At 60.8% G+C, this 12453-nt stretch carries 9 protein-coding genes; 5 read left to right on the top strand and 4 right to left on the bottom strand.

The genetic code is table 11. The features are described from left to right. Window positions 1–43 precede the first annotated feature (43 nt). The 4 genes from DXT88_RS08630 (at window position 44) to DXT88_RS08615 (ending at window position 5998) form a co-directional block, all read left to right on the top strand. The gene (locus tag DXT88_RS08630) at window positions 44–2509 is read left to right on the top strand and encodes a penicillin acylase family protein (protein WP_265212719.1); all 2466 of its coding nucleotides are present in this window, start codon (window positions 44–46) and stop codon (window positions 2507–2509) included. Between the two features lie 82 nt (window positions 2510–2591). Beyond that, a complete protein-coding gene (paaK, locus tag DXT88_RS08625) occupies window positions 2592–3935 on the top strand; it encodes a phenylacetate--CoA ligase PaaK (RefSeq protein ID WP_016836367.1) in 1344 nt (447 codons plus the stop codon). A gap of 51 nt (window positions 3936–3986) precedes the next feature. Continuing rightward, window positions 3987–5189 (top strand): 3-oxoadipyl-CoA thiolase, encoded by a 1203-nt coding sequence (pcaF, locus tag DXT88_RS08620; protein ID WP_321161108.1) that lies wholly within the window; start codon window positions 3987–3989, stop codon window positions 5187–5189. 14 nt (window positions 5190–5203) lie between these two features. Continuing rightward, entirely contained in the window at window positions 5204–5998 is a 795-nt protein-coding gene (locus tag DXT88_RS08615) for an enoyl-CoA hydratase-related protein (protein ID WP_265212716.1), read from the top strand. Window positions 5999–6160: 162 nt separating this feature from the next. Here the strand turns inward: DXT88_RS08615 and DXT88_RS08610 are convergent, their stop codons facing one another. The 4 genes from DXT88_RS08610 to DXT88_RS08595 all read right to left on the bottom strand — a co-directional run bounded on the left by DXT88_RS08610 (window position 6161) and on the right by DXT88_RS08595 (window position 11571). Beyond that, the gene (locus DXT88_RS08610) at window positions 6161–8782 is read right to left on the bottom strand and encodes a fimbria/pilus outer membrane usher protein (RefSeq protein ID WP_265212714.1); all 2622 of its coding nucleotides are present in this window, start codon (window positions 8780–8782) and stop codon (window positions 6161–6163) included. Between the two features lie 88 nt (window positions 8783–8870). Then, on the bottom strand, window positions 8871–9629 hold the full coding sequence (locus tag DXT88_RS08605) for a fimbrial biogenesis chaperone (RefSeq protein WP_265212711.1): 759 nt from the start codon (window positions 9627–9629) through the stop codon (window positions 8871–8873). A gap of 124 nt (window positions 9630–9753) precedes the next feature. Next, window positions 9754–10308 (bottom strand): fimbrial protein, encoded by a 555-nt coding sequence (locus DXT88_RS08600; RefSeq protein WP_265212709.1) that lies wholly within the window; start codon window positions 10306–10308, stop codon window positions 9754–9756. 594 nt (window positions 10309–10902) lie between these two features. Continuing rightward, window positions 10903–11571, bottom strand: coding sequence for a response regulator transcription factor (locus DXT88_RS08595; RefSeq protein ID WP_265212707.1), 669 nt, complete (start codon window positions 11569–11571; stop codon window positions 10903–10905). Between the two features lie 361 nt (window positions 11572–11932). Here DXT88_RS08595 and DXT88_RS08590 point away from each other — a divergent pair, with 361 nt between their 5' ends. Next, entirely contained in the window at window positions 11933–12397 is a 465-nt protein-coding gene (locus tag DXT88_RS08590; RefSeq protein WP_157137998.1) for a fimbrial protein, read from the top strand. Window positions 12398–12453: the final 56 nt, after the last annotated feature.

The following is a 12453-nucleotide window of genomic DNA, read 5'->3' as shown; positions in this document are numbered from 1 at the left end:
TAAAAACGATCGCTCATAGAGCTGATCCCGTACGGAGACTCTCATGCAACAAGGTTCCAGATTGATCCCTCGCACTTGTGCCGCTCTCGCGCTGGTCGCTTGCACCACCCTCGCGTCGACCGGTCGCGCCGCATCGGATCCGGCTTCGGACCGCGTTGCCGTTCCTGCCGGCAAGATCACGATCAAACGCGACGGCTATGGAATTCCGCACGTGTACGCCAACGATGTGCGTGGCCTGTTTCACGGATTCGGCTATGCGGTCGCCGAGGACCGCCTGTTCCAGATGGAAATGGCCCGCCGCGCCGTGCTCGGCACCGTCGCCGAAGTGATGGGGCCGGCCTATATCGCGCTCGACAAGGGAAGCCGCTCCGGCTTCACGCCCGCCTCCATCCACGCACAGATGGCTGCGCTGTCCGCCGACGACAAGGCCATCTTCGACGGCTATGCCGCCGGCTTCAACGCCCGTGTCACCGAGGTGCTGCAGGCGCAGGCAACGCTGCTGCCCAGGCAGTTCATCGACGCAGGCTTCAAGCCAAAAGCCGACTGGACGGGTTACGACGTGGCCATGATCTGGATCGGCACCATGGCCAACCGCTATTCCAATGTGAGCAGCGAAGTCGCCAACCTGCGATTGCTGGATCAACTGCGCAAGGCGCGGGGTGATGTCGCCGGCCGCCAGTTGTTCGACCAGATCCGTTGGGTGGAAGACCCTCTCGCGCCAACCACCGTGCCGCGCACGGCTGCCACCCTCAAGACGGCGTCGTCGACTGTCGATCTTGCGCCCGTCTCGCCCGAATTGCTGGCCGCTCGCAACGACATTGACGCGGCCCGCCGCGGCGTTGCCGAGCCATGGACACGCCCGATCGCCAGCAACCTCTGGATCGCCGGACCGGACAAAACCACCGACGGCAGCACGGTCTTCATCAACGGCCCGCAGTTCAACTGGTTCAATCCGTCCTATGTGTTCGGCATCGGCCTGCACGGCGCCGGTTTCGACGTCACCGGCAATACGCCGTTCGCGTATCCCGTGGTCCTCTTCGGCACCAACGGCAAGATCTCCTGGGGCGCCACCGCCGGCCCGCTGGACGTGAACGACATGTACCAGGAGAAGCTCAGCCCGGCCAATCAACACGAGTATCTGTTCAACGGAGCGACGCGCCCGATGACCAGGCGCACCGAGGTGATCCATGTCAAGGACCAACCCGATCAGAGCGTGGACGTCTACGCCACCGTACATGGCATCGTCACCAACTTCGACTTGCCGAATGGCGCCGCCTATACGATGAAGCGCAGCTGGGACGGCTACGAACTGGAGTCCTTGCTTGGCTGGATCCATTCGATGCAGGCGACGAACTGGGATCAGTGGCTGGCGCAGGCCTCGCGCGTGGCCATCACCATCAACTGGTACTACTCGGACACCAACGGCAACATCGGCTACGTGTCTCCCGGCCGTCTGCCGATTCGCCCGGCCGCGCAGGACATCCGGCTGCCCGCCGTGGGCGACGGTTCGATGGAATGGCTTGGCATCCGCCCCTTCAGCGACAACCCGAAGACTTTCAATCCGGCACAGGGATACATCGCCAACTGGAACAACCAGTCAGCGCCAGGCGCAGTGAGCGACGGCGGCAACTATTCGGTGGTGGACCGCGTGCGCGAGTTCACCGCGCGCCTCGAGGCCAAGCCAAGACTGACGCCTGATGAGCTGTGGGCGCTCAATCGCATCACCGCCTACGCGGACACCAACGCCCGCTACATGGTGCCTTTCGTCGTCGAGGCCACGCGTGACCTTCCGGCCAATGATCCTGCACGCCGCGCCGCGCAGTTGCTGGCCAACTGGAATATGCTTAACGACGATCCGGCCGAACGCGGTGTGTACGACAGCCCCGCCACCACACTGATGATGCACTGGCTACCCATCCTCTACAAAAAGGTGCTGTCCGACGACCTGCCGCCCGAGGTGTTCGCGGCCTATGCGGACAACGGCTATGCCGGCAGCACGCAGGTGGCCAGCATCCGTCCCGGTAACGGCATGAAACTGATCTACAACGCGCTGCTGGGCTCCAGGTCCGGTGTTCCGCAAACCTACGACTTCTTCAATGGCGAAGACAAGAACGCAGTGCTGCGCGCCACACTCGCGCAGGCCATGGCCGAACTTGAGACGCGCTATGGCCGCGATACCGCGACATGGCGCACGCCGGTGGTGAAACACCTGTTTCTCACCAGCAATTTCATCGGCGCACCGCAGGCGGGTGCGGACGAACTGTTGACACTGCCGAGCTTCATGAACCGCGGCTCGCAAAACGACAAGATGGTGCTCAGTGCGCGTGGCATCACGCTATGCACGGCTGCACCACCCGGCCAGAGTGGCTTCATCGCACCAGATGGCCGCAAGTCGGTGCACTATGCCGATCAGATGACACTGTTCAAGGACTTCGGTTGCAAGGTCGAGGCGGTGACGCCCGCCGAGGTTGACAGTCACACCGAATCGACGAAGCAACTGAGCTACTGAACGCCGGCCGGCAAGGCGCCAATTCAGAAATTAAGAACCAAAAAACGATTACCCATAGAGTAGATCCCTCACGGAGACCACCATGCCACAACGCACCCCACAACCAGGCGACCTGGAAGCCATCGAAACCGCCAGCAAGGATGAACTGCAGGCCTTGCAATTGCAGCGCATGAAGTGGTCGCTCAAGCACGCGTACGACAACGTGCCGCATTACCGCGCGTCGTTCGATGCCGCCGGCGTGCATCCCGACGATCTGAAGACGCTGGCCGATCTGGCGAAATTCCCGTTCACGGGCAAGAAGGACCTGCGCGACAATTATCCATTCAACATGTTCGCAGTACCGCGCGAGCAGGTCGTGCGCATCCACGCCTCCAGCGGCACCACCGGAAAGCCGACCGTGGTCGGTTACACCCAGAACGACATCGATACCTGGGCCACCGTGGTTGCGCGCTCGATCCGCGCAGCAGGCGGCCGCAAGGGCGACATCGTGCATATCTCCTACGGCTACGGCCTGTTCACCGGCGGCCTGGGCGCACACTACGGCGCCGAGAAGCTGGGCTGTACGGTGATCCCGATGTCCGGCGGACAGACTGAAAAACAAGTCCAGCTGATCCAGGACTTCAAGCCGAGCATCATCATGGTGACGCCGTCGTACATGCTCAACATCATCGAAGAATTCCAGCGCCAGGGCCTGGATGCGGTCGACAGCTCGCTCAAGGTCGGCATCTTCGGCGCCGAGCCTTGGACCGACGCCATGCGCGCCGAGATCCAGGCGCGCGCCGGCATCGACGCGGTCGACATCTATGGCCTGTCCGAAGTCATGGGACCGGGCGTGGCCAGCGAATGCATCGAAAGCAAGGACGGCCCGGTGATCTGGGAAGACCATTTCTATCCCGAAATCATCAACCCGGAAACCGGCGAAGTACTGCCGGACGGTTCCGACGGCGAACTGGTGTTCACCTCGCTGACCAAGGAAGCGCTGCCGATCATCCGCTACCGCACGCGCGACCTGACGCGCCTGCTGCCGGCGACCTCGCGCTCGATGCGCCGCATCGGCAAGATCACCGGCCGCTCCGACGACATGCTGATCATCCGCGGCGTGAACGTGTTCCCGACCCAGATCGAGGAACTGATCCTGAAGATGCCGAAGCTGGCGCCGCAGTATCAACTGGTGGTCGGCCGCAACGGCCATCTCGACACGCTGGGCGTGACCGTCGAACTGCGCCCCGAAGTCGCGCTGTCGGCCGGCGACATCGACGCGCTGGCGCGCGAACTGCAGCACCACATCAAGACGCACGTGGGCGTAACCACGGCGGTGCAGGTGGTCGCGAGCGGCAAGATCGAGCGGTCGGCCGTGGGCAAGGCCAAGCGCGTGGTCGATCAACGTCCGAAGGTGGTGCATGAAGCGCCCGCCGGCGCCATCTGAACGACACGAACCAATCTCTATTTAGCCATCCGGCAACAGACAAGGAACATCATGGAAGCTTTTATCTGCGACGCCATCCGCACCCCTTTCGGCCGCTTCGGCGGCGCCCTGTCCGGCGTGCGCGCCGATGACCTGGCCGCCTTGCCGATCCGTGCGCTGATCGGGCGCAATCCCGGCGTCGACTGGACCAAGGTGGACGACATCATCTACGGCTGCGCCAACCAGGCCGGCGAAGACAACCGCAACGTCGCGCGCATGGCAGGGTTGCTGGCAGGCTTGCCGGTCGAGGTGCCGGGCACCACGCTCAACCGCCTGTGCGGCTCGAGCATGGACGCGGTCGGCACCGCGGCCCGCGCCATCAAGGCCGGCGAATGCGACCTGGTGATCGCGGGCGGCGTGGAGAGCATGACGCGTGCGCCGTTCGTGATGGCCAAGGCGGAGTCTGCTTTCTCGCGTTCCGCAAAGATCGAAGACACCACCATCGGCTGGCGTTTCATCAATCCGCTGATGAAGGCCAAGTACGGCATCGACTCCATGCCGGAGACTGCAGAAAACGTGGCCGACGAATTCGGCATCAACCGCGCCGACCAGGACGCCTTCGCCGTGCGTAGCCAGCAACGCTGGGCAGCCGCCCATGCTGCCGGCTTCTTCGACGGCGAAATCGTGCCGGTCACGATCCCGCAAAAGAAAGGCGATCCCAAGATCGTCAAGGACGATGAGCATCCGCGTCCGGACACCACGGTCGAAGCACTGGGCCGTCTCAAGGGCGTGGTCCGCCCGGACGGCACCGTGACTGCCGGCAACGCCTCGGGCGTCAACGACGGCGCCTGCGCCGTGCTGCTGGCCTCGGCCGCAGCGGTCGACCGCTATCAGTTGAAGCCGCGCGCCAAGGTGCTGGGCATGGCCACTGCGGGCCTGGCGCCGCGCATCATGGGCTTCGGCCCGTCGCCGGCCTCGCGCAAGGTGTTGGCGCAGACCGGCCTGACGCTGGAACAGATGGACGTGATTGAACTCAACGAAGCCTTCGCCGCGCAAGGCCTGGCGGTGACACGCGACCTCGGTCTGGCCGACGACGCCGCCCACGTCAACCCGAACGGCGGCGCCATTGCCATCGGCCATCCGCTGGGCGCATCCGGCGCACGCCTGATCACCACGGCGATCAACCAGCTGGAACGCACCGGCGGCCGCTACGCGCTGTGCACCATGTGCATCGGTGTCGGCCAGGGCATCGCCGTGATCATCGAACGCGTCTGAAGGGCGGACACTCCATGAGCGACCAATCCGTCACCTCGAACCAGGACATCTTGGTTGAACGCAGCAGCGCGCACCTGCTGCTGATCACGCTCAACCGTCCGGACGTACGCAATGCACTGCGCAACAACAGCCTGCGCGAAATCGTCGCGGAGCTGGCGCTGGCGGAAGCAGACGACAGCATCCGCGTAGTGGTCGTCACCGGCGGGGCGAAGGTATTCGCCGCCGGCGCCGACATCAACGAGATGGCGCAGACCGATGCCATCGGCGCCCTGCTCGACGTCCGTCCGCAGTATTGGAAAGCCATCGCCGGTTTCAGCAAACCGCTGCTGGCTGCTGTCAATGGCTATGCCTTGGGCGCCGGTTGTGAAATGCTGATGCACGCTGACATCGCCATCGCCGGCCGCGGCGCCAAGATCGGCCAACCGGAAATCAACCTCGGCACCATTCCCGGCGCAGGCGGCACGCAGCGTCTGATTCGGACCGTCGGCAAGCCGCTGGCGATGAAGATGGTGTTGAGCGGCGAGTTCCTGTCGGCTGACGATGCCTTGTCGGCCGGCCTGATTGCCGAAGTCGTCGACGACGAGCAAACGCTGCCGCGCACCTTGGCGTTGGCAGAGACCATCGCCGGCAAGTCGCCGCTAGCACTGCGGCTGGCCAAGGAAGCCATGCTCAAGTCGTATGAACTGGGACTGGAAGCGGGACTGAACCTGGAGCGGAAATCGTTTTCCTTGCTGGCGGCCAGCGAGGATCGGCGTGAAGGAATTGCGGCGTTCAAGGAAAAGCGCACGGCGCAGTTCGTCGGACGTTGAAAAGGAAGCTGAAGTTGCGGTTGGAGTTGTAATTGCAGTTGTAGCCGGAGTGAAATCGTCAGCAAAGGCATTCCCGGTTCTGCGGTAATTTTTGCAATGAAAAAGCCGTCTTGTGGACGGCTTTTTCATATGCGCGATACGGTCATACTGTCATACGGCCGGTCAGCGCGTCACACTTGTTCCTGCGGTCTTTCCGATCTTCAGATCCTGCTTCTTGCCGGCTTCTTGCGGCAGAAACTCGCAGCGTGCCTCGGCCGTGTCGAATACGATGCCCTTGGCGTCCTTTGGACGCGGCGGCAACTGGTATTGCACCGAACATTGCGCGTTCGCCGCTTCGCCCCAGCGCACCAGCAGCTTTCCCTGATCCTCGTTCGAGGCGCGTACGAACACGCGGCCGCCCTGCCCGGCCAGACCGACCGAATTGCCCTGCGCATCCAGCACCTCGGCACCGAAGGGGACGCCGTCGCCGTTCGGCAGCGTCACCTGGAACAGGATGGAACGGCCGGTCACGGTCGGATACTTCAACATCACGACCGCGCCTGCCCTCGGCGCCACGCGTTGACTGGTCAGCGCCAGTTCGACGTCGGTCGACGAACCTTTCGGATCGATGGCGATTTCATTGAGGCGGTATGGCGTCATGTAAGGCACGACGGCGTAGCCGCGGCCGTCCACCCTCACGCCGGCGGTATTGACCGATGCGCCTTCGGCGTCGCGCGCTTCGACGATGCCGATGGTTTCGCCCACGGACTGCGCCAGAGTGACGCCACCGGGATGGGCGACGACGGCGCCGGACGCCTGCGCCGACATCTGTGTCGCACCGCCATTGGTATAACCGTAGCTGCCGCCGACGTTGGCGTAAGCGGCCCGGTACTGGCCGTTGACCGATGCATTCGACGAAAACGGACTTTTGCTGGCGCTCACGCCGTAACTGAAAGCGTTGTCCTCTCCCAGCACGCCGCTGAGGGTTGACTGCAGGCTGCTCCCGCCGGCGCTGTCCTTGCTGACGCTGGTGCTCAGGGTTGGCGAATGCACTTCGCGTCCGAGCGGCATGGAAGCGCTGGCGTAGTACTGCGTGCTGGTGGCCCCGGATGCGAGGTCTTTTTGGCGCTGCAGGTAGACGCTATAGGAAATCATCTTCCAGTTGTTGTTATAGCCGGCCTGGTATTGCATCGTCGATCCGTCGCGATTCCAGTAGTTCTGCATGGAGCTGCTGAGGTAAAAAGAACCGTTCTTTTCGCCCAGCGATTGATTGACCAGGAGTTGCAGCTGGCTGCGCTGGCGATCAATCCGGCTGCCCGGGAATCCCTTGGCGACCAGATCTTTCGCCTGCAGCAGATCTTGCAGGCGCATGAAGCCGCTGCTGGAATAGCGATACGCCGCGAGCGACAGGTTGGTGCCGATATCCTTCAACAGCTTGCTGTAGTCGGCCCGGTAGCTCTGGCCGGAGCGCACGTCCTGCTCCGAGACCTTGGCGTTCGACTGCGTCACGCTTGCTGAAAACGCGCCGATCCCGGTATTCAACGCGGTGCCGCCGACCGCCGACAGATAATCGTTTGCGACCTGGGCGCCACCGAACAGCGTCAGACTGTTGGTCATGCCACGCTCATAGGTGGCCTGGACGAAATTGACCTGCGGCAGTCCGTTGTCGCGTGTGCGGCCGGCCGTGACGCTGTAGCGGCCGACACCGGGACGCAGCAATTGCGCCACGGATGCATACGGCACGGTAAAGCTGCTGCGGCTGCCGTCGGCTTCCGTGATCACCACCGACAGGTCGCCGCCGTAACCGGTCGCGTACAGGTCGTTGATTTCGAACTGGCCCGGCGCGACCGTGGTTTCGTAGAGGATGTTGCCGCTCTGGGACACCGTCACCTTGGCGTTGGTCCTGGCGATGCCGCGCACCGCCGGCGCATACCCGCTCAGGGAATCGGGCAGCATGCGGTCGTCGGAGGCCAGCCGCACGCCGCGGAACGAAAAACTGTCGAAGAACTGGCCCGGCGTGAACGTATCGCCGATGGTCAGTTGGCTTTTCAAGTCGGTCAGATCGCGTTGCAAATAGGTCGCGGTGTTCTGGAACCTTGTGTCGCCGCTGCTTTGCTTGGTCAACGCCGAAAAATTGCGCAGACGCCAGTCGCCGAGGTTGACGCCGCCGTTGAGGCCCAGGTAATAGGAAGTGCTGGACTGCAGGCCCGGCGTGCTGGTGCGATAGGCATTGAAGTTGTAGCCGAGGATCGCCGCATTGACGCCGCGATCCCAGAATTCCGGATTGACGTAGCCGCGCGCCTGCCTGCGCACTGATATCTGCGGCAAGCTGACGTTCAGGCGCAATTCGGCATTGTCGAACAACGCGGTCGCGCTGGGGATCAGCTCCTCAAGTTTGAGGCAGCTTTCCGGTGTAGCTTGCTTGATGGTCGCAAGCGCCTCGGGCGAGAGTTTTTCAAAGTCGACGCCGGCCATGTCGAGGAAAGAACGGTCGGCACAAAACACGACGTTGTTCGGATCATCGCTGACGCTGCGAAGCACCACATCCGACCGCCCCATCCACGCCTCGTTCACATAAACGTCGGCGCGATAGGTGCCGGCCTGGACCGGATTGCCGTTCTTGAAGCGCGACAAATCCACCGACTTGCCATCCTTGCGCAACAGGAACTGATCGTTGAACTGCGCCTGCGCCAATGCAGTCGGCTTTTTCTCTGCATGCGCGGCCCAGGATGGCAGCGCCGCAAGCATGACCAGGATCATGTTGCACAACGGCTTGCGCTTGAATGTCTGTCGAATGGGTTCCATGGTTTCTACCGTGTCCTCTTGCGAGGGCTTTCTGCGTTTCAATGATGGTGAAGAGATGATCTGCATAAGACTTCGAGTCCCGTTGCGATCACTTCGATACGGTTCCTTCGCCAACGACGGCGCCGCCGTAGTCGTTCAGGAATTCGAATTTCACTTTCTGCCCGCCGGCAGGCATGCTCTTGAGGTCCTTGAGCGGAAACTTCTGGGTGCCGCCTGGCGCCACCATACCGCCCTCGCTGTTCATGATGTCGGGTCCGCCTTCCACGTTGGAGGCCAGGCCGGCATTGATGAGACTGAAGTAATACGGCGTGGGGTTTCTGAGTTCGAGCGCGTAGCCGGAACCTTCGCGCACGACAGTCCATGCAAATTGCGCCGGCCCCTTGTAATACGCGTCCTGGTTATCCAGCGCCTTGGGACGATAAAACACCTTGATGCGTGTACGGAAAGCCATCTGCATGAAGTTGGCGTTTTCTTCTTCCAGCTCGACCGGACGCGGCGGCACTTCGAGCAGGTTCAGGTAAAAAATCGTTTCCTTGTCCTGCGGCAGGGGTTCGCGCGTATGGATCACGCGCAGCGTCTGCCCTTTGCCCGGCTCGATACGGAACAGGGGCGGCGTCAGGATGAACGGCACCTTGGTTTCATCCGGCTTGGCGCTGATATCGCCGGCGTCCATCCACATCTGCACCAGGCCGGGGGACACGCCTTCGTTGCTGAGGCGCACCGAGACTTCTTTTTCGCTGGACGGAAAAATGACGCGTGTGCCGTGGATGATCACGCTTGCCCAGCTGGAGGCAGTGCTGGCCGCCAGCAACAAGGCAACGGCCGTTCTTGTTATGTTGCGTTTCATTTGAATCCTTTTTCGCTGCGATGAATCCGGGTGACGGAGCGATGCCCGACACCCGGGTTCCAGCATAAAGATGGCATCAAAGAAAACCGGCCGAAGACTGGCCCTCTTCTTTGAACCGAACGACTTATTGGAAGTCGAGGCTGTACTGAACGCTGGTGATGACCGTACCGGCTGTCGCTGCACCGGTTGCCACATACTTGGAGCCGTACACGAGTGTCGCAGCGCCGGAGCCGGCGGCACCGGCGAGCGGCACGTACTGGGTGTTTTGCGAAGCTGCACCGACAGCGACATCCGTACCGTCCTGATTGATCAGGCCGACCTGAACGTTGGTAGCCGTACCTGTTGAATTCCGCAGACGGCGGGTAGTGGCGTCAACTGTCGGGCCACCTTCGAAGAAAGCGCGCACAGCGCCGTTTGCGGCAGGACTAGCGCCGTTTTGGGAGCAACCGGTCAGCGTGATCCTGATCGAATCGTTGACAACACCAGCGGTTTGGCCGGCGGTTGCCAGCGCCGTGGTTGGCACTCGCGGCATGTTGACTGCGAAGCTCGGGGTGCCGCCGTTGATGGTGCAGGTCTGGGCAGTAATGGTGCCGTTGAAGGTAATGGTGCCGTCAGCCGCCTGGGAAACGGCTGGCGCAGCTGCAACCGCCAGCAAAGAAGACAGGATGATTTTTTTCATGGTGATACTCCAAATTGAATTTAAAAAATTTCGCAATTCATGCAGATGCCTGAACCTGCAAAAAACCTCGCCACACATTCATCCGATAACGCCGGACGACGTTGCATTGCGTAGCGCGACCTTGCGTTGAACATGTCGGTTTGTTGCTCTGACAAATTCATCACAGGACGCATCATAGGGATTCACCGATACCAAAAATATAAGAAAAATCTCAAACTGATTTTGGTGAAAAAATCCGACAGAAATCCATTGAGACAAGCACGAATATTGCAGAGCGTGGCGCGACGCGGCGCCGTCAAAAATGAGTTTTGACGGCGTTCCCTGCTCCGGCACTACGATTCCGTGTGCGGAAAAGAATGGTTTTCAGGAAGAGAAGAAAGAAGGGACGCGCGCATCTCGCATCACAAGCTGCGGAGGAAAAACCGGAAAAGGAAGAAAAGAAAGAGCGCGCCCCATCTGCTGCGCTCTGTCGAAGACGATTGTTGGCTACTTTCGCGACGGACGGGATCCATCGCGGTTCCCTGGCAGCTTCAATCTTTTTTTGTCGCGTGTGCCACTGTTGCGAACACCAAAATTTTTATCGGGAGATAAAAATCAGATCATGCCGGTTGCGTACGCGTACTTGATCAAGTCTGCGTCAGTAGACAAGCCCAGCTTGCGCATGGCGTTGTTCTTGTGCGTGCTGACCGTGCTGGGCGTGCGCGACAGGCGATCGCAGATATCGCCCAGCGAGCAGCCGCCGACGAACAGGCGCATTACTTCCAGCTCGCTCATGGTGAGCTCTTTGTTTTGCGTGAACGCGTCGCCTTGCGCCCAGCTCATTTCGAGTTCGCCGCGTAGCGACACCGGGAAATAAACCTGCTTGGTCGATTGCGTGGCCAGACAGGCGTTGACCAGTTCGTCGGCTTTTTCCTTCTTGCTGATGACCGAGAAGACGCCCATGCGATACAGGCGCTTGACCACGGCGCTGTTGCTCATGGCGGTGTAGACGATCAGCTTGGTGGACGGAAACTCGGCGCGGATGCGCTTGATCAGCACGAAGCCGTCGGCCTCGTCCTTCTCGTCGGTCGGCATGGCGAAGTCGGTGATGACCACTTCGCATGGCGTGCGCTGCAAGGACTCCAGCAGTTCATCGCCGGTGTGCGCCATCAGCACGATACGGAATTCCGGCAGGCGGCCCAGCTCATGCTTGAGTGCATTGAGCACCACCGGATGATCGTCCGCAATCGCGATTTGCAGAACCTTATTCAAAATTAAACTCATACATTCTCCTATCATTAATTTGCACGCTTAGCGGCTTCAACCATACGCACATCGTGCATGTGCGATATGCCCCTCAAAAAATATATGATCTGGAGTGGCCGCCGTCTTGCTTGGTTCCCGGCTGCTTTTTCGCCAATCTGCGCAAAGCGTTTTTTCTCCTATGAAGCGCGGCGAAAAATATTTTTTTGCAATTTTTTTTAATTGTGAAAAAGCAACAGCAAACAAAATTATCGCGACATATAATCTAGAAAAAATTCAATAAATCACAAGCAATACCCTCTCAAACTCTCGAAAAAATTCGATATACCATCGGATTGCATAGCCCGTTTCAGCAGCCAATTTTTCGAGGAGTATCTTTGCCATGTCCACCACCACCCGCTTCCAGCGCCTTGCCGTCTTTGGCCTCATCAGCACGTGCTCTTCATTGGCTTTCGCCGTTGGAGGAACCATACGCTTTTCCGGTGCGATAGTCGAACCGGCTTGCACCGTACAAAACCAAACGATAGACATGAAAACGCTGGCCGCGTCACGCACCGGCGGCAAGATCCCCTTGAACGTATATTGCAACGCTAATCAGTCGGTGCAGATTTCGATGCAGGACATGGGTACGGCGACCGGCCGCAAGACGTTCGACGGCGGTGTTGCCGGTGCGGAAGTTGCCATCAGCCATGGCGCGGCGCCGGTCGGCCCGGGCGATGTGATCAACTACAGTTTCAAGGGGAAGCAGGCGATGTCCGTTCCGTTGACGGCGACCTTGCGCAAGGCGGCGAACATCGACGCGGCCGCAATGCACAGCAGCGTGCTGGTGTCTTTCGATTATCGCTAGGCAAATCCACAACGGACTGCTTCGCCAGCAGGCATTGCGCGTGCGTTCTGCAAAGG

Origin of the sequence: Herbaspirillum lusitanum, from assembly GCF_026127345.1 — a bacterium.
Taxonomy (GTDB): domain Bacteria; phylum Pseudomonadota; class Gammaproteobacteria; order Burkholderiales; family Burkholderiaceae_D; genus Herbaspirillum; species Herbaspirillum lusitanum.
Note: the sequence above shows the minus strand (reverse complement) of the source record. Positions and strands in the feature narration are given on the sequence as shown.